Below are 20,846 nucleotides of genomic sequence, written 5' to 3'. Positions count from 1 at the left end.
GTGTGTTCAAACGCTATCGCGTTTGTGCGAGCACTGCCCAGGTTCAAAATGGCAAATGAAATAGCCCTAATGGGATAGGTTCAACACAGGAGGAAAAGATGCACTCTCATCAGCATAACCACAGCGCTGAAAAGTCAGCCTGCTGCAATAACGGCGTTCATCACGCGCCGCGCAAAACCGCGCAACATACCAAAAGCTGCTGCAATGAACACGCGCAGCATTCGAACCATGCCGAGCACAGTTGCTGTTCAACCAAACACGCATCTGACGCCGTGGGACAGACCGCGGGTGGCACAGAGCAGCATTCGTCAGACGGCGGCGGTAGCGCAGATTCAGACGACCCCGACGGCGGAGACAGCGACAGGCCCCGATCAAACCAGCGCTTTAGCTGGAAAATCAGCGGGATGGATTGTCCCAGCTGCGCACGTAAAATCGAAAATGCAGTAAAAAATCTCACCGGAATTGAACAAGCCAAAGTGCTGTTCGCCACCGAAAAACTGGTTGTTGATGCCTACACCGATATTCGTCCTCAGGTTCAACATGCCGTTCAGCAAGCTGGCTTCACCTTGCAGGACACCGCACTCCCTCTCGCACCACCCGAACCCTCTACCGTACGCCGTTTCGTACATGAATATGGTTTCTTAATACTTTTCACTTTGCTGGCTGCTGCAAGCTGGGGACTTTCCCTGTTAAGCGAGCGCGGCGGGCAGATCGCGTTTATCGCGACCACGATTGTCGGGCTGGCTCCGATCCTGAAAAAAGCGGTGCAGCTCATTCGCTCCGGTACTCCCTTCGCGATTGAAACGCTGATGAGCGTGGCTTCCATCGGGGCGCTCTTGATTGGCGCCACCACCGAAGCTACGGTCATCTTGCTGCTGTTTATGCTGGGCGAATACCTGGAGTCTTACGCGGCCAACCGCGCACGACGGGGCGTAACGGCACTGATGGCACTGCTTCCCGAAGACGCCACGGCAATCGTCAACGGGCAACGGCGTCTTGTGCCTGTCGCCAGTCTGGTTCCCGGCGATGTGATTGAAGTCGCACCCGGTGGGCGCCTTCCCGCTGATGCGGAGCTCTTAAACAGCGACGCCAGCTTTGATGAAAGCGCCCTGACCGGCGAGTCGGTCCCTATTGAGCGTACGCCGGGTGAGAAAATTGCCGCAGGCAGCCTGTGTGTCGATCGGGTCGTGCAATTGCGCGTGGTCTCACAGCCGGGCAACAGCGCGATCGACCGCATTCTGCAACTGATAGAAGAAGCGGAAGAACGCCGTGCACCGATAGAGCGCTTCCTCGATAAGTTCAGCCGCTATTACACGCCGGCCATCATGCTGCTGTCGCTGCTGGTGATCCTCGTGCCGCCGCTGCTGCTGGCACAGCCGTGGCAAGAGTGGATTTATCGCGGTCTGACGCTGCTGTTAATCGGCTGTCCGTGTGCGCTGGTGATCTCAACGCCTGCGGCGATTACATCCGGGCTGGCCGCCGCTACGCGCCGTGGGGCGTTGATTAAAGGCGGTGCGGTGCTGGAATCGCTGGGCAGCATCAAGACCATCGCGTTCGACAAAACGGGCACGCTGACGGAAGGTAAGCCGCAGGTAACGGACGTGCTCCCCGCCGCAGGCATTAGCGAAACGGCGCTGCTGACACGCACCGCCGCCGTGGAATCGGGTTCTCATCACCCACTTGCCAAAGCCATTGTCCAGCATGCGTTATCCAGCAACACATTCCTGCCGCTGGCGGAAAACCGCAAAGCGCTAGCGGGGGTCGGCGTGGAAGGCACGATAGGCGGCAAACGGATTCAGGTCAGCGCGCCAACTCGCGTCGCGCCCGACTTGCTCGACGCCGACGGGCTACAGCAGATTGACGCGCTGGAAAGCGAAGGGAAAACCGTCGTGGTGGTACAAGAAGACGGCAAGCTGCTTGGTTTACTGGCGCTGAGCGATACCCTACGCCACGACGCGCGTGAAGCGCTGGATGCCTTGCAGCAGTTGGGGATCAGAGGCGTGATGCTCACGGGCGATAATCCCCGCGCGGCAGCGGCCATCGCGGCGACATTAGGGATCGATTACCGCGCCAGTCTGCTCCCTGCCGATAAGGTCACGGCCGTCAGCGAGTTGAGCAAACAGCACGCTGTCGCGATGGTGGGCGACGGTATCAACGACGCGCCGGCGATGAAAGCCGCAACGATCGGGATTGCGATGGGAAGCGGGACGGATGTGGCGCTGGAAACAGCCGATGCGGCCTTAACGCACAGCCGCCTGACCGGGCTGGCTGCCATGATTAGCCTGTCGCGGGCGACGCAGCGTAATATTCGTCAGAACATTGCCATCGCGCTGGGGCTGAAAGCGGTCTTTCTGGTCACCAGTATTCTGGGCATTACCGGACTGTGGCTGGCGGTACTGGCCGATTCCGGCGCAACGGCGCTGGTTACCGCTAACGCCCTGCGGCTATTGAGAAAACAGGACTGATATTACCGTTGCTGGCTGTGAATTGAAGGATCGAGATACACGGAGCGACCACGGGGCGAGGCCTCCCTACGGGAACCTCATCCCCGTGTTTCTCCTAATCACACACGTCAACGAACGATATAACGCACTGAGTATTATTAACCTTTGCGCAGCAGATACCGATAGGGAAGCTGTTCGGTTTCCTGCGCCAGAAGCTCATGCTCCATATAGACGCAAAAACCGGGAATATCGCGGGTGGTGGCCGGATCGTCGGCGATAATCAGCAGCGTTTGCCCGGTTTCCATCTGGCGTACCGTCTTACGCACCATCATCACAGGCTCAGGGCAGCGCAGCCCCTGCGCATCAAGGGTTTTATCCGGGTTGGTAAAGGGATCGGTCATCAACGTTCTCAGTGCTGGAATCAAAAAACCGCCCTAGTTTACGCTGAGGATTTCCCGACGCAAGCGACGACAACGTTTGCGCATAAAACAACCATCCTTTCCCGGTAAAACACATTGCATTAGCGATGCAATTGCGTATTATGCCGCCGCGTTGCAGCATAAATCTGCACGTTATTTCTTGGGTTCCCTAACCCCAATAACCAAAAAGGTCACATTATGTATCGTTTTACTCCCCAGCAGCGGCTTACGGCGCTGATCTGGCTATCGTTGTTTCATGTCCTGATCATTACGTCGAGTAATTATCTGGTGCAGCTCCCGGTATTGATTTTCGGTTTTCATACCACCTGGGGCGCGTTTACCTTCCCGTTTATTTTTCTGGCAACTGACCTGACGGTACGGATTTTCGGTGCACCGCTGGCGCGTCGTATTATTTTGACCGTAATGGTACCTGCACTGGTGATTTCCTATCTGGTTTCATCCCTGTTTTATCAGGGATCGTGGCAGTCGTTCGAAGCGTTAAGTCAGGTGAATATTGTCGTAGCGCGTATTGCCTGCGCCAGCTTCATGGCCTATGTTCTCGGCCAGATTCTGGATGTTCACGTCTTCAATCGGCTGCGCCAGAAACGTGCGTGGTGGATCGCTCCAGCCGTTTCGATCGCATTTGGTAATTTCAGCGATACGCTGGCCTTTTTCTTCATCGCGTTTTATCGCAGCACCGATGCCTTTATGGCCGCAAACTGGGTTGAAATCGCGATGGTGGATTATACCTTTAAACTTTTGATCAGCCTGGCGTTCTTCCTGCCGATGTACGGCGTGATGCTAAACATGGTACTCAAACGACTGAGCGAGCAGAAAGACTCAGCCAACTACCGTTCTGTCAGCAGCCACCATTAATGCCTATCGGGCGGCCATTTGCGCCGCCTTTTCTCATTAAGTCACTCATCGTTTTGTAAAAATAACGCAGGCAACAACAACGGTTTGCAACAACAAAATGCTTGTTTTTGCTATCTGAATAGGGTGCCATACTGTTATGACCTGTTCAAAAACGAGAGAAAGGGATCCCATGTCGAATGTAATCAAATACCTCGGTGTCGGCTTGCTTGTCGGCCTGCTTGCTGCTTGTGATGGCAAAACGGATGACGCCGCAAAAGCGGGCGCGCAAGATAAACCTGCCGCAGAAGCCAGCGCAGGCCAGAATATTGAATTAATGGAAGGCAAAATTGCGTTTACCCTGCCCGCCGACATGCGTGACCAAAGCGGCAAAGTAGGGACGCAGGCGAACAACATGCACGTTTACGCCAATGACAATGGGCAGAAAGCGGTCATCGTGATTCTGGGCGACAACACCACGGAAGAGTTGACCGTGCTGGCGCAGCGTCTGGAAGATCAACAGCGCACGCGTGACGCCAACCTTCAGGTCGTGACCAACAAAACCATCGACGTTGACGGCAAGAAGCTGCAACAGCTCGACAGCATTATTACCAGCAGCGGGCAGCAGGCTTATTCCTCTGTCGTGTTGGGCAAAGTGGAAAATCAACTGCTGACGTTGCAGATCACGCTGCCAGCCAGCAATCAGCAGCAGGCGCAAACCGAAGCGGAAGGCATCATCCACACGCTGAAGCTGAAATAATCGGTGTTATCGTCGGACAGTAGCCACCGAGGTGGCTACTGTTGTTCTCTATACGCTCGCGATCCGCTGAGCCAGCCGCCACGTCAGCGCCAGACCGCATAGTCCCAGCAGCGCCGCCGCCAGATAAATAGAGGCGATACCGGTATAGGCCATCAGTCCCCCCGCCACCGGCCCGACGACACCCAGCGACAAATCGAGAAATATGGTATAGGTTGCCAGCGCACTACCTTGATTCTGCGGCGAGACAGCCTGAACGGCGACAACGCCTAATGCCGGGAACACCAAAGAGAAACCCGCCCCCGCGAGGAATGCGCCGATTTCTGCCATCAGCGGTTGCGTCGCGCCCCAGACCAGCAGCAACCCCACGATCTCAACCACAAAGCACGCCATCGCCACGCGTAACCCACCAAACCGTTGAATACTGTTAGGAAACACCAGCCGCGCACCGACAAAAGCGCAGCTGAAAATCGTCAGCGTCAGCGCGGCACCTTCCCAGTTCCGATCGGCATAAAACAGCGTGATAAAGGTGGCGATCACGCCAAAACCCGCAGAGGCGATCGCCAGAATAATGCCGTAAACCCAGACTTTCCCCAGCACTTCGCGAAAAGGAATCTTTTTCCCCGGCGCCACCTGCACCGCCGGGCGCGGCAGCGCGAAGAGGATCGCCACCGCTGCAATCAGGATAATGCACACGGAGAGCAGTTTTAGCCCACCGATATGGTTAAGCCAGACGCCGAGCGGTGCGCCAATCGCCATCGCGCCGTAGGTGGCAATACCATTCCATGAAATTACGCGTCCGATGTGTCGGGAACCCACCACACCAACGCCCCAGAGCGTCGCGCCGGTCCCGGCAAAACTCTGTCCGGCCCCCAGAACGATACGCCCGAGACACAATAACAGCAGCGTAATCACCGGCGAGGCGTCGCTAAAGGCAGCCAGCAGGTAAAACACCCCGCTCAGCATGACGCCAGCCAGCCCCCAGACAACGATTTTCTTCGGCCCTTTTTCATCGGCGCTACGCCCCGCGTGCGGGCGGCTCAACAGAGTGGAAAAATATTGCAGGCTGATCACCAGCCCGGCCCAGAACGCGCTATAGCCAAGGTGATCGTGCACGTATCCCGGCAGCACCGCCAACGGCAGACCAATATTCAAATAGCTGGCGAAGTTGAACGCCACAATAGAAACGATGCGCAGATTAAGGCGCAGACCGCTCAGCGACGGTTCGGATGGTGAAGGTGTTGGCATGGAAAATTCACTCGCTTAACGTCCGTGTATGACGTACGTTCAGAAAAATATCGAAAAGTCACATTCTTATATTGTTGGTTATAATCAAGCTTATGCTAATAAACTAATCCCGAACACAGGAGAAACGTAATGCCTGTACCGGCAGACTCGGACCGCCAGTCAACATCGTCAACCCCTGAAAGGGACACATCGCCACAGCAACCTCTCTCGTTTTTGGGCAAGAGCAAACGTCTGGCCGCTCGTATTCAGGCAATTCCCAGTGTGGCACACCTGATCCGCGCGGGCGAACGTTTCAACGATCGCATGGGCAACCAGTTTGGTGCGGCAATTACCTATTTTTCCTTTCTGTCGCTGATCCCGATTCTCATGGTGTCTTTTGCCGCCGTCGGTTTTGTGCTGGCCTCCAACCCCGATCTGCTGACAGGACTAATTAACCGCATCGTCAACAGTATCAGCGATCCTAATCTGGCTACTACGCTGAAAAATACCGTCAACACGGCCGTGCAGCAGCGTACCACCGTCGGGATTACCGGTTTGCTGATCGCGCTCTATTCCGGCATTAGCTGGATGGGAAACCTGCGTGAAGCGATTCGCGCCCAGTCGCGCGATGTGTGGGAACGGAACCCGAAAGACGAAGAGAAGATTTACTTTCAATACACGCGGGATTTCCTGTCGCTAACTGGCCTGGTCATTGCGCTTATCATTACGCTTTTCCTGACTTCCGTTGCTGGCACCGCGCAAAACATGATTGTAACCGCGCTGGGGCTGGATGGCATCGAGTGGTTACGCCCGGCGATGACGCTGATTGCCCTATCCATCTCCATTTTCGCTAACTATCTGTTGTTCCTCTGGATATTCTTCGTTTTGCCGCGCCATAAGCCTAAACGCAAAGCGCTCTTCCGCGGCACGCTGATCGCCGCCGTAGGCTTTGAAGTCATCAAATTCGCGATGACCGTGGCATTACCTAAGCTGGCCAGCTCGCCTTCCGGTGCCGCATTCGGCTCGGTCATTGGTCTGATGGCATTCTTCTATTTCTTCGCGCGTCTGACGCTCTTTTGCGCCGCCTGGATCGCCACAGCGAACTATAAAGGTGACACCTCGACAGACAAGAATGAGCAGGAAAAAGAACCGCCCTCACCTCGCTAAAATCAGCGGGAAAGCACTGGTTTTCCGATCTGCATCATGAAAAAATAAAACATCGTTTCAAGACTATTGACTCAGTCTCACGTAATGTTGAGACTGACGTTAATTTCCGCGTTTTTTATACCCAATAAACATCAGGTGCAGGGTACCTTTTCAAAGGCCAAAAGTGATGACAACTACTAACATTGCCGTAATCGGCGAATGCATGATCGAACTGTCGCAGAAGGGCACGGATCTTAACCGTGGATTTGGCGGCGATACGCTGAACACTGCCGTTTACATTGCCCGTCAGGTAAACGCCGATAAACTGGGCGTGCATTACGTGACCGCACTCGGCACCGATAGCTTCAGTACCGAGATGGTTGCCGCCTGGCAAAAAGAAGGGGTGAAAACCGACCTGATTCAGCGACTGGACAACAAGCTGCCCGGTTTATATTTCATTGAAACCGACGCGAGCGGCGAGCGTACATTCTACTATTGGCGTAATGACGCCGCTGCCCGCTACTGGCTGGACAGCCCGGAAGCAGAAAAAATCGGTCAGTCGCTGGCACACTTTGACTATCTCTACCTGAGCGGCATCAGTCTGGCGATTCTGAACGCCGACAGCCGTCAGCGTCTCCTCGCCCTGCTGCGCGCCTGCCGCGCCAACGGCGGTAAAGTGATTTTTGATAACAACTACCGTCCACGTCTGTGGCAGAGCAAGGAAGAGACGCAACAGGCCTACACCGACATCCTGTCCTGCACAGATATTGCCTTCCTGACGCTGGATGACGAAGACATGCTGTGGGGCGCGAAGCCACTGGAAGCAGTATTGGAACGGACGCACAATCTGGGCGTTAGCGAAGTGGTAATCAAACGCGGTGCCGATTCCTGCATCGTGTCAGAACGTGGACAAGCGCTGGTTGATGTCCCGGCGATCAAATTGCCCAAAGAGAAAGTGGTCGATACCACCGCAGCGGGCGACTCTTTCAGTGCAGGTTACCTGTCAGTGCGCCTGAATGGCGGCAGCACGCAGGAAGCGGCGCAGCGCGGCCACCTGACAGCCAGCACGGTCATTCAATACCGTGGGGCGATTATCCCGCTTGAGGCAATGCCTGCGTAAACACCGTGCATCACATCAATCTTAAGGCCGCAATAGCGGCCTTAAGGTATAACGCATAACAGTGGTAGCACTCTGCCTCACCGATGGCTTTGCGGTTTAACGTGCTCCTGGCTGGTTCATCGGCTGTTCCTCAAAGCCCCCGAATGGACCACCTCCCCGACCACCGCCGCCGCCTCCACCACCCGGAGGTGGGAACAGACAACCGCTCAACATGGTGATCAGCACGAACACCCCCGCAGCTTTCAGAATACGACTCATATTTTATCCCTCGGTACATTTTATGAAACACGAGGGATAATAGGGGTGGAGAAAGCTAGCAACAACGAGATTTATCCTTAAAACCTACGTATAAATAAAGAGTTACATTACCTAACGTTCTGCTAACGATATCCTGTACTTTACTATACGTGGCCTTTTACTCCGCCCGGCAACCACAAACCGCTACCCTGCATCCTGATACCCAAAGGCGACTGCCCTACTGCGCGGCAGGCGGTTTCTCAGTTTGAGACCCTGCTGCTGCGGTGCTGGCAGCAGGTTCAGTGGCTGGCGTCATAATCTGGTCATAGACGTCCTGCAACGCCTTCATATTTGCTTCCGGTTCACCGGGCTGTTGGATCAGCATCAATGTCGTATCCTGCACCAGTTGCTGGTGAAGTTCCTGATTCAGCATATCGAGCGTCAGTGAGGACAGATAGGTCTGGCGCAGTTTCTGATACTGTTCGGGAGCAATATCTACAACACCGTTTTGCTGGGAGCGCAGGCGTTGATCCATCAGGATGTCCGTGCTGGTACGCGCATAAGTGGCAAACAGCTTATTCAACTCGTCCGTCTTGCGCGCGATTAGCGCATCAAACTCTTGCTGTGTCAGCCCTTTTTCACGCAGCGTCGCCAGCTCACGAGCGATAAACGTCACGCCCGGTTCAACGCTCTCGCTGTTCGGCACATCCATATTAATCGCGCACTGAGAACGGGTATAAAACACATTGCAGTCGAAGCGGAGGTTGTTGCCCTTCAGCGGGCTCTTCTCCAGTGCTTGCTGCAAGTGCCAGAACATTGCTTCCCGCGTCATATCACCCAGCCAGTAGCGCACCAGTGCCTGTGATTCACGAATCGGGTGCCACGGGGCATCCCACATTATCGACACCGTATCCTGCTGGACGTTGTTATTCATCAGGCTGATCGGCTGCGTCGGCAGCGGGCTTAACGTCGGTAACGGCGCAGGGGCTTCACGTTTCCCTTCCAGCGGAGAGAAGACTTTCCCGATCTGCTCGATCACGCTGCGGTTATCCACATGACCGACGATGTAGAGCGTCATTGCATCTGGCGTATACCAGGTTTTATAAAATTGTTGGAGCTGTTCGCCATTTAACGGCGGTTTGACGTCCTGAGCAGGATCGTGTGCCAGCAGGGGCGAGCCTTTCAGGCGATAGCGCCAACCCGGATCCTGTGGGTTAATCGGAAAGGTTGCCACCTGATCGGGCACCTTCAGCGCGGCCTGTAGGCTTTTTTCGTCGAACGTCATCTGCCCTGCGCTTTCCGCCAGCCACGTCAGCGCTTCTTTCAGCAGCTCGGGACGGTTGTTCGGCAAACTCAGATTATACGACGTGAAATCGTACGAGATAATTGCCGGAGGCAGGACACGGGAACCGTTAGCATCGCGCATCCACATGGAAGGTCGCTGGGCTGCGGACAATTTATCGCCGGGCGCTAAGGCCAGACGAGGAAGAAAGTGAGCAAAACCTACCTGCTGGGCGTTTTCCAGCAGCGACCCGGCATTCACCACCAAACGCAGCTCAACCCGATCGCCGGGGCGCTGTGGCGTGGTTAACAACTGCCAGGTAAAACCATTATCAAGCTTACCCTGCTGCCAGGCAGGATCGGGCTGTAGTGCTTCAGCCTGCACGCTGCTGCTGACCACAGCCAGCAACAAACCACCAACGAAAAGCGCCTTTTTGGTGCCCTGCATGTGAACCCCTACTTATAGCTATCCAACATAATAAATGTGGTTATTGTTGATCATTATGGTGGCCTTGCGTCTGCCACCGCACACTCTCGTGGATATATCACGGAAAAAATTGAAGACGCGAAGTGTACCATTCCCTTAGACCGCGCGCTTTTGTCTATGTCACTCCAGGAGGCGAAATAATCTGCAAAAAAGGCAAAAATAGTCATATGTAACAATATTTTTACGTTTCATGACGGGTAAGAAAAGCGGGAGATACGCGTGGCCTGGGTTGGTTTACAGATAAAAAAATTCCCCACGGTGCGTTAACACCGCAGGGAACTGATTGAGCAAACTATACCGGAATGATAAAACTCAGCCGGAATGATAACGGTATGCTGGAATTACGACTGCGCCGTCGGCGTAGCCGCGTTATCACTTTTATTGGTACCGGACAGCTCAGCATCCAGTTTCTTCTCATCCAGCTCGCGGCAGTATTTCGCTACCACGATGGTCGCAACGCCGTTACCAATCAGGTTGGTCAGCGCACGGGCTTCTGACATGAAACGGTCGATACCCAGAATCAGCGCCAGACCGGCAACAGGCAGGTGGCCCACAGCAGACAGCGTTGCCGCCAGCACAATGAATCCACTTCCCGTCACGCCCGCTGCACCTTTAGAGGACAGCAGCAGCACCACCAGCAGGGTAATCTGATGCCAGATGTCCATGTGGCTGTTGGTTGCCTGAGCGATAAATACCGCCGCCATCGTCAGGTAGATAGAAGTACCGTCAAGGTTGAACGAGTAACCGGTAGGGATCACCAGACCAACGACAGATTTCTTACAACCGACCTTCTCCATCTTCTCCAGCATACGTGGCAGCACAGATTCAGAAGAGGACGTCCCCAGCACGATCAGCAGTTCCTCACGGATGTAGCGAATAAATTTGAAGATACTGAAACCCGTCGCTTTGGCAATACTGCCCAGCACCAGGAAGATGAACAGAACACAGGTGATGTAGAAGCAGGCAATCAGTTGCCCCAGTTGCACCAGCGTACCGACACCATATTTACCGATGGTGAAAGCCATTGCACCGAACGCACCCAGCGGAGCCAGTTTCATGATCATGTTAATGACGCCGAAAATGACCTTGGAGAAGCTGTCGATCACGTCAAAAATCACTTTGCCTTTTGGCCCTAAGCGGTGCAGAGCGAAGCCGAACATCACCGCAAACAGCAGAACCTGCAAGATATTACCGCTGGCAAACGCGCCGACCACACTCGCCGGAATCACGTCCATCAGGAACGGAATCAGACCCTGTTGCGAAGCCTGTTGGGTATAAACCGCCACCGCAGACGCATCAAGCGTACTTGGATCGATGTTCATGCCCGCGCCAGGCTGCACGATGTTGACCACGACCAGACCGATAATCAGCGCAATCGTACTCACGATTTCAAAATACAGCAGGGCGACCGCACCAGTGCGACCGACCGACTTCATGCTTTCCATTCCTGCGATACCGGTAACGACCGTACAGAAGATAACCGGCGCAATAATCATTTTAATTAATTTAACAAACCCATCGCCCAGAGGCTTCATTTGCTCGCCAAGCTGGGGGTAGAAATGCCCCAGCAGTATCCCTATCGTAATGGCGGCAAGAACTTGAAAATAAAGACTTTTAAAAATTGATGTTTTCATACATACGTCCTATGGTGGGGAAAACACAGGAGGGGAATAGGGTACGAAAATGCCGCCTGTGATTGCGCCGGAAAGTAACATCGCAATAACAAGCTGAGAATGTTTTATAAGTTTAGTTTGTGAACGGCAGGTTAAAAACAAGAGCTGAATCACGTCAGCAAGAATTATAAAGAAACATCAGTGCAATTTACTTGTAACAGATGCACATTTTTGCAGCAGAGCAATCCTCTTAAAAACCGTTCAAACCCCCGCCATACGGGGAAGGCGCGTTTCAGGAAACCCATCGACAAAAAGTAACATTTACGTTACCTGTGAATATTCAGGAAGACGCGCTGAAGCAATGAATGCCGCATTTCTTATCGCGCCGCGCCAGTTGCATGGCAAAACGCGCCTGTGACAACAGCAGCGCTGCCGCCTCTGGCCGAGGATCGGTAATAGTGAGAATACCGACGCTGACAGCCCGCTCAGGCTGGGAGCCTGCGGGTAAAAAAGGCAGATTAATCGCCAGCATGACACGTTGTGCCCAATCCTGCGCTTGCCCAGCGGATCCCAGTGTTTTCCCAATGAGGGCGAACTCATCGCAATCAAGACGCGCCAGACAGACGGCTCCTGCCTCGTGCTGCTCTTCAATCACCGCGCGGAGCTGCGTAGCCAGCGTGGTCATATCGCCCTGCTTACCCGCTGAGGCGTCAAGCCCGAAAACCAGCAGGCTGAACGGTGTCGCATCAGCAAGACGCTGTTCGAGGCGTCGCATGAAATGCGCTTTATCCGGCAACCCCGCCCCTTCCGTTCCGGCAGCGAGAGACTGCTCCAGCAGTTGCTGATTACGGTTGTAGCTGCGCACCAGCGCACCCAGTTCATCATCCTGATGCCAGGCCGGCAACGTAAGCGGACGGTGGAGCATGGCGTCCGGCGGGAGATTCTGTAGCTCGATAATAATCCCACGCAGCGGGTGTATCAGCAGGCGGTTCATGCACCAGGTAATGGCGATCGACATAATCAACGCCAGTAGCAGGTACGTTGCCAGCATGGTTGAAAAGGTGCTGACGATAAATTGATACATCCGGTAGGAATCTGCCTGTAAGACCAGATGTGCCAGCGGCGCTGAATACTGCGTCTGCGGCGGGGAATAGAGCGGAATAGAAATACGGATCGGCAGCCTGAATACCCGAGCGATCCAGTCTGGCACCGGGCGTTCTTTCGGGAAATTCGCGTGCAGCGTCTGGAAATCATCCGGCAGCAGCACATCTGCCCGGCTCAGAAAGGCAACCGGTAATAGGCTGTCCAGAATATTGCCCGCCCGCTGTACTTCACCTTGCAGCACCGCATCCGTCAGCGGTTGACGCACGGAATAGGCGATACTTTCCAGCTGTCTGGCATAGTCTTCACGGCGCTGATGAACGAAGTGAAAGAGCTGTATGACGATAAACAGGCTGATCGTCACCAGTGCCACGGCAGACACGGCTGTCATCTGTTTAATCGTTAATGAACGTCTGAGCCGCAAGCGCTTTCTCCGTCAACCTTTATGCAGACCTGAATACCTGGATAGTATTGAATACCTGGATAGTATAAGGCAGCTTATCGCCGCCTTAACGCTGTTTTCTACGGATATTCGGGGGATTTCATCTTAATCCTAAGCTCCCCACGGCAACCGCGGTAACGCGGCCTCAGAATAGGGTATATCCCCTGCATAAGCCAGTATCGCTATTCGGTAACAGACAGAAGGTGGCGGGCACAACCGGAAGAAAAATCGGGCAAGCTTTTCGCTTGCCCGATCGCGTCACAAGATGAGGTTATTGCGGGTACGGCACCCAGTCTCCGCCGTTCAGACGAATGTAGGGTTTTCCTTGATATTGCATCACGATAGCGTTCTCATTTTCCGAGATCGCTTCCGTTTGCGGCAGCGCGCTCGTCAGCGTTTGCCAGTCTATGGAAGGGGTCGTGAACACTTTGCCGTCCACCATTCGCGCCACCAGCTCCGAAATCGCCAGATAGCTGCTCGGTGACGTAATCTCCAGCGCGTCACCCTGATGCGGCGCCTGTTGACCAAACAGTTTCACACCGACGGGAATATGCGTGATGCGCGGGCTGGGAATATCGCGCAGCCCGGACATTTGCATCTTATCCCCGGCCAGCGCCGCACCGTGTTCCGGCACCATAATCACCATCACCTTGCGACCGGATTTTTGCAGCTCGTCAAAAAACGCATCCAACTGGTCAAACAAAATCTTCGCACGTGGCGCATAGTCCGCTGACTGATTGGTGCCGACAAAGCGATTGCCGTCATGCAGCGGAATCAGGTTAAAGAAGGTCGCATTGCGCGTCGTTGTCGCTTTATCCCGATCGCCCAGCCAGCGATTTAACAGCTCCAGATCGTTATAAATCGGCTCGCCGTCGAACGAGGTAATCTGGTGGCTGATTCCCTCCTGCGACAGCATTGGGATCTGAATATCGCCCTCTTCACGCACCTCACGCAGGTAATTACCAAAGACGCCGGAGTGATCGAGCATCAGCTGTTCTTCAAAGCCCAACTTCACCAAATTGCTAAACAGGTAGCACTGTTGATTCACTGGCTGGTACAAATCCGTGTGGGACTGCTGGCCGCAGCTTGCGCGCAGCAGACGAATAGATGCCGGTCCGCTATAGGCGGTGGCAGAGTTAAACTGACGGAACAGGATATCGAACTTCTTCCACAGCGGGTGATTGTCCAACTGCGCGACTTCCAGATCCGACCACGACAGCGAACAAATATTGATAATCAGGAGATCAAAAGGCTGTGCATCCTGCGGCAGCGCGGCAGGGAACGCCGTGGTTCGCGCTTTTTCTCGCGTATAAAACTGGTTCAGATAAGCCGTTAGGTTCGCGTTCGTTGGCGGTAATGTCGCTTCGGGCAACGCGGCATCGCCTCCCGTTGGAGACGCTGCCGCCGAGGGGGCGGACGTCGTCGATACCGCGGGCATCAGCGACACGGCAGGGCCAGCCAGATTGACGATGTTTAACCACGCCAGTGCCACCACAGTAAACACCGTAATACGAATCCACTGGGCGAAGAACAAGTAAGCCACGCTAATGACCACCGCCGCGCCAACCATTTGCCAGTTAATGAAGCGATTTAACAGCTCCAGCAAATAGGCCGCGCTAAAGCCAGCAACCTCCGTTCCCTGGCTGAGAATGCTACTGATGCCCGGCAACCAGGTATCGTGGTAAAACAGTCCGATACCGAGCGGAATAGCAATAATATGCCGCCAGCGGTGCAGCGTGACGTTGGGGATAGGGAACAGCAGAAACGCCAGAAAGACCAGATTAAGCAGCGGATGAAAATTCAGGTAGCCAAACCATAGCAGGGCAAATTTCAGCAAAAAATATAAATTCCAGGCACCGAGTCCACGCCAGTAGCGCCATAGGTTCTGCTGTTTTTGCGTATGATTTTGCTGAGTACGTGTTTTTTCGTCCATTTTATTTTTTAGTCTCTGCTGAAGTCGGCTTGGTTGAGACCGTCTTTGTTGAAGAAGAACTGCGCATCCAGATGCTCGCAGGCTTCAGGTAGCGTGGCGACAGCAGCCTGTTTTTCCAGTACTGAAGCCAGTTGGGAATCACACGATGCGCCAGATAGCCAAGCGTAAAGAAGACGACCGCGCTCAATAACACCAGTTGAACGATATCCATCAGGTTCATGACGCTTCTCCCGGTGCGCGGGCCAGTAAATCAGGTTTCAGTAAATCAATCGCAATGGGTTCACGCCGCGGCGTCTGGCTGTGTGGTGTAGATTCAGCCTGCTGCAATTGAACATAATCGTTAATCTGCTGTTCCTGACCCAGCGTATCCTCCTGCACCAGCGATTTAACTTCTGCCAGAATCTGCAGGTCTTGTGACCAGACAATCCGATTGCTGAACGCTTCATCTACCGGCAGGCGGAAAATGGATTTCAGCGCAATATCCAGCTCATTCAGGCGGCAATTGGACAGGAACAAAAACAGCCGCCCCTGCGCGATCGTGACGACATCACCAAAGCGCCGTAGCGTGCACAGCGTCAACGCTTGCGCCGCCCTTACGCCCGGCACGGGACGCAATGCGACCAGCACGCCTTTGCTGCCTTCTGGCATGAGCGTGCTATCAATCAACATCTGCACAGATTGTCGAAAGGTCTCGGGAGGCTGATAGCCCTTAATCTGTAGCGGCCGCATGGTGGTCAGCAAGACCTCGACATCGACAGGAACATGCTTGGTAAAGCGCTGCCCTTGCACGCTTTCGATCCGCGCCAGAAAACGGGATAGCGGCTCGGAATGGGAGACAATAATATTGGCGCCACATGCCAACAGCAGGCGCTCGTCACTGGCACGCAGGCAAGGCTTCATTTCGCGCACCACAATCTTCAGCAATTCGCCACGCTGCCGCCGCAGGCTATGAACCTGTTTGACGAGCGTATCCACCTGGCTGGTTTGGCTGAGCGCAAAAACGAGGGTAGCCGAATTCGTCAACATGCCGGTTTGTACCAAAATGGCGTTGTCGTCCAGCAGTTGCCAGTTTTCTGACAGCGCAGGCGCCCCTTCCATTACGCTCTTTTCCATCAGGAATAGCCCATCGTCATCCAGAGACGGCGTGAGTACCGGTTCCTCTTCCTTCAGCATGTGCCATCCGTCATTACCGGATTGCAGCATCTGTACCTTATTCGCCCGTACGCCTCTTTCCGTTGCCCACCATGACACCAGATACTGGGCGCGATCCTGTTGCCATTGCAGGCTGGCTAAACCATAGAGCCCACGATGTTGGGAAATCAGCATATTCCTCAGGCGGGTTACGCCGCTGCTGTGGCCGATCACCACCAGCGTGCACTGGCGCTGATGTAGCCATGCCGCCGTGTCATCTATCCAACGTTGCAGCCTGTCCGGCGAAATATCCCGCCACAGGCTAGCGGGTGCATAAAGCACCAGAAGGCGATTTTTGGGGCGTAATGCGCGCATTAAATCATCGGTTAAATTCAGCAACGCGGCTTTATTTTCCGGTAATATGTAGCAAGATAGTTGTTTTGTTTCGGTAATATTTATTTCATCAGTAAACAACGCATCAGATCGCTCTCCACAGCCTATTAACGTCACTCTCGCGTCGTTATTCTGGCCATGTATGATTTGCTGACAAAATAATGCGGCATCAACCTGTCGATCGATATTTACCCAATAAAAGCCAGCCAGTTGGAGCGTAGCCAGTTCATCCCAAAGGTCACGAATACCTAATGAAAAGTTCTGCTTCATAGACTGATTTCTTTTCCGTTAATGGCGAAATTCCACCTTAAATATGCAGCCAAAATAAACTCTAGCAGCCCCTTGTGGGATCACAACTGTACGTTATGAATTATTCCTATCCGTTGATAAATCACCCGTTACTATTTTTCCCTATTCACATTGCAATCATGAATTCATTGCTATAGTTAATTGGCACACCTGACTCCTGATTAAAGACAGCAGAGGCGTAAACCTTCATCTACCAGACTGTCTGTTATGGATGCAAAAGAAGCACCACATCTGCCATGCAGATGTTTCCCTTTATCAATCTCAATGATAATGGATAGCCTATTTCAGAGGCATGGAATGAATAACGAACCGACTCGTATAAATACCAGCGCACACGCCGATTTAACCGAAAATGCAAGAGCCGATGACGATCTGCGGGTTCTCAGTCAGGCCTTTTCTTTACCTGAAATAAACTATATCGATATCGCCCGTCAGGTGCGTCTGAGCCAAATGATGGCTCGCTGGCCGCTGCTGGATGAATTAAAAGAACCGGCCGGGAGCGACTGACGATGCCCGTGATTGCATTGCAGGGAATCCGCGGCGGCGTGGGCACCACCTCGATAGCCGCTGCACTGGGGTGGGCCTTCCAGCGGCTGGGTGAATCCGCGCTGGTGATTGATTTTTCGCCGGACAACTTGCTGCGCATTAATTTTAATATGCCGTTTGAGCAGCGCCGTGGCTGGGCGCGGGCGGAAGCCGACGGCGCACCGTGGCAAACCGGCGCGATGCAATATCTGCCCAGACTGGATTTTCTGCCGTTTGGTCGCCTGAACACGCAGGAAATCGCCACGCTCCAACAGCATTACCACCAGCACCCTGCTACCTGGCAAAAGAATTTGGCGCAGCTCAGCGCGGCGGGTCGCCATCGTTGGGTACTGATCGATGTCCCGGCGGACAATAGCCCGCTCACACGGCAGGCGTTAGCCACCGCGAACACCGTTTTTCAGGTGGTGGTGGCGGATGCCAACTGCCACTCACGCTTACATCAGCAGGTATTGCCGCGTCAGTGTCATTTTCTGGTGAATCAATTTTCCCCCCTCAGCACGCTCCAGCAGGATTTACACCAGCTCTGGCTGCACACGCTTTCACACCTGTTGCCGCTGCTGGTACACCGCGACGAAGCGTTGGCAGAATCGCTGATGCTGAAACAGCCGCTGGGTGAATGCCGCCCGGACAGCGTTGCTGCGGAAGAGATCATGACGCTGGCAAACTGGTGCCTGATTCACGTTAAGGAAAGCGGCGTATGAGCGGGATCCTGCGCCTCTTTCTCGTCCCCCCCGCCAGACAGGCGATACAGCAGCGCTACCGCGGCTATCGTCAGCAGGGCGCTTCCGCCTTTGCCGCCTTTTTCGCCACGCTGTTTGCGATACTCGGCTGGATTTTTCTGCGGTTGGAGTCTGAGGGGTGGCAACAGATTCGCGCGCAGCAAACCTACTGGTTCCCCCACATTTCGCCTCAACGCCCACGTCCGGCCGATATGCTTCGCTACCTGACGCAGGGTCTGTGGCTGTTGATCATCAAAAACGGCCAGTTGCCGACATCACGCCGCAATGTCTTCTCCGCGCTACCGCGCTGGCGGCAACGCTACATGAACGCGCAACAAGCGCTGTTCGACCGCTTTAGCCACGCGAATATGGACGATCGCGAAGACAGTGATTCAGCTTCCGCCAAAACGAACAGCATACAAACGCTGGTGACGGTGATACTGAGCCTGCTGTGCGCGGCGTTGGCACTACTGTGCATCACGCAGCCGTTTGATTTGCTGTCACAGTTTATCTTCATGACGCTGCTGTGGGGCATCGCCATGCTCGTGCGTAACATGCCGGGACGTATGCCAACGCTCATGATGATCGCCCTTTCTTTCACCGTCTCCTGCCGTTACCTGTGGTGGCGCTACACCGAAACGCTGAACTGGGACGATCCGCTGAGCCTGATCTGCGGCATGCTACTGCTGGCGGCAGAAACCTATGCCTGGGTCGTGTTGGTTCTGGGCTATTTCCAGACGATCTGGCCGCTGAACCGCCACCCGATTTCACTGCCGGAAGACAGCAAAACGTGGCCGACCGTCGATCTGATGATCCCGACCTATAATGAGCCGCTGAGCGTTGTGAAACCGACGGTGTATGCCGCGCTGGGTATCGACTGGCCGAAGGATAAGCTCAATATCTATATTCTGGATGACGGCGGCCGAGATGAATTTAGAGCCTTCGCCAGAGAAGTCGGCGTCCATTACATCGCCCGCGTCACGCACGAACATGCCAAAGCCGGGAATATCAACAACGCGCTGAAGCAGGCAACAGGCGAATTCGTCGCCATTTTCGACTGCGACCACGTCCCAACCCGCTCCTTCCTGCAATTAACCATGGGCTGGTTTTTCAAAGACAAAAAGCTGGCGATGCTGCAAACGCCGCACCATTTCTTCTCACCCGACCCGTTCGAACGCAATTTGGGCCGCTTCCGCCGTACCCCCAATGAAGGCACGCTGTTCTACGGTCTGGTGCAGGACGGTAACGACATGTGGGATGCCACGTTCTTCTGCGGCTCCTGCGCCATCCTGCGGCGTAGACCGCTGGACGAGATTGGCGGTATCGCGGTCGAAACGGTCACGGAGGATGCGCACACCTCGCTGCGCCTGCATCGTCGTGGATACAGCTCGGCCTATATTCGAATTCCACAGGCCGCCGGGCTGGCGACCGAGAGCCTCTCCGCTCACATCGGCCAACGCATTCGCTGGGCGCGCGGCATGGTACAAATCTTCCGGTTGGACAATCCCCTGCTTGGCAAAGGGCTGAAGCTGGGGCAACGGCTATGTTATGCCAACGCCATGATGCACTTTCTGTCCGGTATTCCCCGGCTAATCTTTCTGACTGCGCCGCTGGCGTTTCTGTTGCTGCACGCCTATATCATTTTCGCCCCGGCGCTAGCGATCGCGCTCTATGTGCTGCCGCATATGGTGCATGCCAGCCTGACCAACTCACGCGTTCAGGGGCGCTACCGCCACTCGTTCTGGAGTGAGATCTATGAAACCGTGCTGGCGTGGTACATCGCCCGCCCGACTACCGTGGCGCTGTTTAACCCACACAAAGGGAAATTCAACGTGACGGCCAAAGGTGGGCTGGTTGAAGAACAGCATGTCGATTGGGTGATCACGCGGCCTTATCTGGTGCTGGTGCTGCTAAATATCGCCGGCGTGGTGTACGGCATCTGGCGTCTGATTTACGGGCCGCCGGAAGAGATCATGACAGTGCTCATCAGTCTGATCTGGGTCGCCTACAACATGACCATTTTAGGGGGAGCCGTCGCGGTTGCGGTAGAAGCCAAACAGGTTCGTCAGGCACACCGAGTGGAGATGTCGATGTCCGCCGCGCTCCTTCGTGCTGATGGCCATCTTTTCCCCTGCGTCCTGCGCGACTATTCCGATGGCGGCGTCGGCGTTGAAGCCCGTGAATCAGGCATTCTTCAGGTCGGGGATAACGTCTCGCTGTTGCTAAAACGCGGCCAGCAGGAATACGCCTTCCCTTTCAGCGTCACCCGCGCGTTCGATAACAAGATTGGCCTGCGCATGGCCAATCTGACCATCCGCCAGCATATTGATTTCATTCAGTGTACCTTTGCCCGCGCCGATACCTGGGCGCTCTGGCAAGACAGCTTCCCGCAGGATAAACCGGTCGAAAGTCTGGTTGATGTACTCGCCCTCGGCTTTCGCGGCTACCTGCGTCTGGCGGATTACGCACCGCCCGTCATACGCAACATTATTCTGGCCTTCCTCAACATTGTGGTCTGGGTTGTGTCATTCATCCCGCGCTATGTAGGAAAACGCACCGTCACAGATCAGCCGGGCACGGTGTTGCCGGAAAAAACCGTCCATCAGGGCAAGACGCCATTTGCCCATGAAATGCGATTTGCACAAGAGAACCTGTTTGCAGAAAAGACAGTGGCTTGATTGCCATTCAC

Annotated in this window: 17 protein-coding genes; 8 read left to right on the top strand and 9 right to left on the bottom strand. The window is 54.6% G+C overall.

The annotated features are described in order from the left end of the window. The first annotated feature begins 98 nt into the window (after positions 1 to 98). Positions 99 to 2,465, top strand: coding sequence for a zinc/cadmium/mercury/lead-transporting ATPase (locus LCF41_RS00445; protein WP_225086439.1), 2,367 nt, complete (start codon positions 99 to 101; stop codon positions 2,463 to 2,465). 137 nt (positions 2,466 to 2,602) lie between these two features. On the opposite strand, the gene tusA is transcribed toward LCF41_RS00445, so the two are convergent. After that, complete coding sequence (gene tusA, locus LCF41_RS00440; protein WP_103862344.1) at positions 2,603 to 2,845, bottom strand: sulfurtransferase TusA; 243 nt, start codon at positions 2,843 to 2,845, stop codon at positions 2,603 to 2,605. A gap of 216 nt (positions 2,846 to 3,061) precedes the next feature. Between tusA and LCF41_RS00435 the strand changes: the two genes are divergently transcribed. Together LCF41_RS00435 and LCF41_RS00430 are read left to right on the top strand one after the other, a co-directional pair. Then, entirely contained in the window at positions 3,062 to 3,739 is a 678-nt protein-coding gene (locus LCF41_RS00435) for a 7-cyano-7-deazaguanine/7-aminomethyl-7-deazaguanine transporter (protein ID WP_225086438.1), read from the top strand. Positions 3,740 to 3,908: 169 nt separating this feature from the next. Next, positions 3,909 to 4,475: a DcrB family lipoprotein gene (locus LCF41_RS00430; RefSeq protein ID WP_225086437.1), complete on the top strand. Its 567-nt coding sequence runs from the start codon at positions 3,909 to 3,911 to the stop codon at positions 4,473 to 4,475. A 48-nt stretch (positions 4,476 to 4,523) separates the two neighbouring features. On the opposite strand, the gene LCF41_RS00425 is transcribed toward LCF41_RS00430, so the two are convergent. Then, on the bottom strand, positions 4,524 to 5,720 hold the full coding sequence (locus tag LCF41_RS00425; RefSeq protein ID WP_225086436.1) for an MFS transporter: 1,197 nt from the start codon (positions 5,718 to 5,720) through the stop codon (positions 4,524 to 4,526). Between the two features lie 129 nt (positions 5,721 to 5,849). Here LCF41_RS00425 and yhjD point away from each other — a divergent pair, with 129 nt between their 5' ends. Both yhjD and kdgK read left to right on the top strand, forming a co-directional pair. Continuing rightward, positions 5,850 to 6,866, top strand: a complete 1,017-nt coding sequence (gene yhjD, locus LCF41_RS00420; protein ID WP_225086435.1) for an inner membrane protein YhjD — start codon at positions 5,850 to 5,852, stop codon at positions 6,864 to 6,866. A gap of 166 nt (positions 6,867 to 7,032) precedes the next feature. Beyond that, the gene (gene kdgK, locus LCF41_RS00415) at positions 7,033 to 7,965 is read left to right on the top strand and encodes a 2-dehydro-3-deoxygluconokinase (RefSeq protein WP_225086434.1); all 933 of its coding nucleotides are present in this window, start codon (positions 7,033 to 7,035) and stop codon (positions 7,963 to 7,965) included. Between the two features lie 96 nt (positions 7,966 to 8,061). Here kdgK and LCF41_RS00410 read toward each other — a convergent pair whose 3' ends face one another. From LCF41_RS00410 to bcsE, 7 genes are all read right to left on the bottom strand, one after another. Beyond that, positions 8,062 to 8,223 carry a hypothetical protein gene (locus LCF41_RS00410; protein WP_225086433.1) on the bottom strand — a complete coding sequence of 54 codons (162 nt, stop codon included), beginning with the start codon at positions 8,221 to 8,223 and terminating at the stop codon, positions 8,062 to 8,064. Between the two features lie 217 nt (positions 8,224 to 8,440). Beyond that, positions 8,441 to 9,931, bottom strand: coding sequence for a M16 family metallopeptidase (locus LCF41_RS00405; RefSeq protein ID WP_225086432.1), 1,491 nt, complete (start codon positions 9,929 to 9,931; stop codon positions 8,441 to 8,443). Between the two features lie 380 nt (positions 9,932 to 10,311). Continuing rightward, a complete protein-coding gene (locus LCF41_RS00400; RefSeq protein ID WP_225086431.1) occupies positions 10,312 to 11,604 on the bottom strand; it encodes a dicarboxylate/amino acid:cation symporter in 1,293 nt (430 codons plus the stop codon). A gap of 319 nt (positions 11,605 to 11,923) precedes the next feature. After that, a complete protein-coding gene (locus tag LCF41_RS00395; RefSeq protein WP_225086430.1) occupies positions 11,924 to 13,075 on the bottom strand; it encodes an adenylate/guanylate cyclase domain-containing protein in 1,152 nt (383 codons plus the stop codon). Positions 13,076 to 13,397: 322 nt separating this feature from the next. Beyond that, entirely contained in the window at positions 13,398 to 15,059 is a 1,662-nt protein-coding gene (gene bcsG, locus LCF41_RS00390; RefSeq protein ID WP_225086429.1) for a cellulose biosynthesis protein BcsG, read from the bottom strand. Position 15,060: 1 nt separating this feature from the next. Then, complete coding sequence (gene bcsF, locus LCF41_RS00385; protein ID WP_225086428.1) at positions 15,061 to 15,279, bottom strand: cellulose biosynthesis protein BcsF; 219 nt, start codon at positions 15,277 to 15,279, stop codon at positions 15,061 to 15,063. Then, positions 15,276 to 16,853 (bottom strand): cellulose biosynthesis protein BcsE, encoded by a 1,578-nt coding sequence (gene bcsE, locus LCF41_RS00380; protein ID WP_225086427.1) that lies wholly within the window; start codon positions 16,851 to 16,853, stop codon positions 15,276 to 15,278. The genes bcsF and bcsE overlap by 4 nt, the downstream gene beginning before the upstream one ends. 336 nt (positions 16,854 to 17,189) lie before the next feature. On the opposite strand from bcsE, the gene bcsR reads away from it, so the two are divergent. The 3 genes from bcsR to bcsA are packed head-to-tail and all read left to right on the top strand — an operon-like array spanning position 17,190 to position 20,835. Continuing rightward, complete coding sequence (bcsR, locus tag LCF41_RS00375) at positions 17,190 to 17,399, top strand: cellulose biosynthesis protein BcsR (protein ID WP_225086426.1); 210 nt, start codon at positions 17,190 to 17,192, stop codon at positions 17,397 to 17,399. Positions 17,400 to 17,401: 2 nt separating this feature from the next. Continuing rightward, positions 17,402 to 18,139 carry a cellulose biosynthesis protein BcsQ gene (gene bcsQ / locus LCF41_RS00370; protein WP_225086425.1) on the top strand — a complete coding sequence of 246 codons (738 nt, stop codon included), beginning with the start codon at positions 17,402 to 17,404 and terminating at the stop codon, positions 18,137 to 18,139. After that, complete coding sequence (bcsA, locus tag LCF41_RS00365) at positions 18,136 to 20,835, top strand: UDP-forming cellulose synthase catalytic subunit (RefSeq protein ID WP_225086424.1); 2,700 nt, start codon at positions 18,136 to 18,138, stop codon at positions 20,833 to 20,835. The genes bcsQ and bcsA overlap by 4 nt, the downstream gene beginning before the upstream one ends. Positions 20,836 to 20,846 lie beyond the last annotated feature (11 nt).

Origin of the sequence: Pectobacterium colocasium (genome assembly GCF_020181655.1) — a bacterium.
Taxonomy (GTDB): Bacteria; Pseudomonadota; Gammaproteobacteria; order Enterobacterales; family Enterobacteriaceae; genus Pectobacterium; species Pectobacterium colocasium.
This window is presented reverse-complemented; position numbering and strand designations above follow the sequence as displayed.

What these genes read in the sequence shown, in the direction of transcription:
- yhjD (WP_225086435.1), top strand. Translation starts at nt 5,850, where the DNA reads ATGCCTGTACCGGCAGACTCGGACCGCCAGTCAACATCGTCAACCCCT.
- kdgK (WP_225086434.1), top strand. Translation starts at nt 7,033, where the DNA reads ATGACAACTACTAACATTGCCGTAATCGGCGAATGCATGATCGAACTG.
- bcsG (WP_225086429.1), bottom strand. Translation starts at nt 15,059, where the DNA reads ATGGACGAAAAAACACGTACTCAGCAAAATCATACGCAAAAACAGCAG.
- bcsF (WP_225086428.1), bottom strand. Translation starts at nt 15,279, where the DNA reads ATGAACCTGATGGATATCGTTCAACTGGTGTTATTGAGCGCGGTCGTC.
- LCF41_RS00425 (WP_225086436.1), bottom strand. Translation starts at nt 5,720, where the DNA reads ATGCCAACACCTTCACCATCCGAACCGTCGCTGAGCGGTCTGCGCCTT.
- LCF41_RS00410 (WP_225086433.1), bottom strand. Translation starts at nt 8,223, where the DNA reads ATGAGTCGTATTCTGAAAGCTGCGGGGGTGTTCGTGCTGATCACCATG.
- bcsQ (WP_225086425.1), top strand. Translation starts at nt 17,402, where the DNA reads ATGCCCGTGATTGCATTGCAGGGAATCCGCGGCGGCGTGGGCACCACC.
- LCF41_RS00430 (WP_225086437.1), top strand. Translation starts at nt 3,909, where the DNA reads ATGTCGAATGTAATCAAATACCTCGGTGTCGGCTTGCTTGTCGGCCTG.
- LCF41_RS00405 (WP_225086432.1), bottom strand. Translation starts at nt 9,931, where the DNA reads ATGCAGGGCACCAAAAAGGCGCTTTTCGTTGGTGGTTTGTTGCTGGCT.
- LCF41_RS00435 (WP_225086438.1), top strand. Translation starts at nt 3,062, where the DNA reads ATGTATCGTTTTACTCCCCAGCAGCGGCTTACGGCGCTGATCTGGCTA.
- bcsA (WP_225086424.1), top strand. Translation starts at nt 18,136, where the DNA reads ATGAGCGGGATCCTGCGCCTCTTTCTCGTCCCCCCCGCCAGACAGGCG.
- bcsE (WP_225086427.1), bottom strand. Translation starts at nt 16,853, where the DNA reads ATGAAGCAGAACTTTTCATTAGGTATTCGTGACCTTTGGGATGAACTG.
- LCF41_RS00445 (WP_225086439.1), top strand. Translation starts at nt 99, where the DNA reads ATGCACTCTCATCAGCATAACCACAGCGCTGAAAAGTCAGCCTGCTGC.
- bcsR (WP_225086426.1), top strand. Translation starts at nt 17,190, where the DNA reads ATGAATAACGAACCGACTCGTATAAATACCAGCGCACACGCCGATTTA.
- tusA (WP_103862344.1), bottom strand. Translation starts at nt 2,845, where the DNA reads ATGACCGATCCCTTTACCAACCCGGATAAAACCCTTGATGCGCAGGGG.
- LCF41_RS00395 (WP_225086430.1), bottom strand. Translation starts at nt 13,075, where the DNA reads ATGACAGCCGTGTCTGCCGTGGCACTGGTGACGATCAGCCTGTTTATC.
- LCF41_RS00400 (WP_225086431.1), bottom strand. Translation starts at nt 11,604, where the DNA reads ATGAAAACATCAATTTTTAAAAGTCTTTATTTTCAAGTTCTTGCCGCC.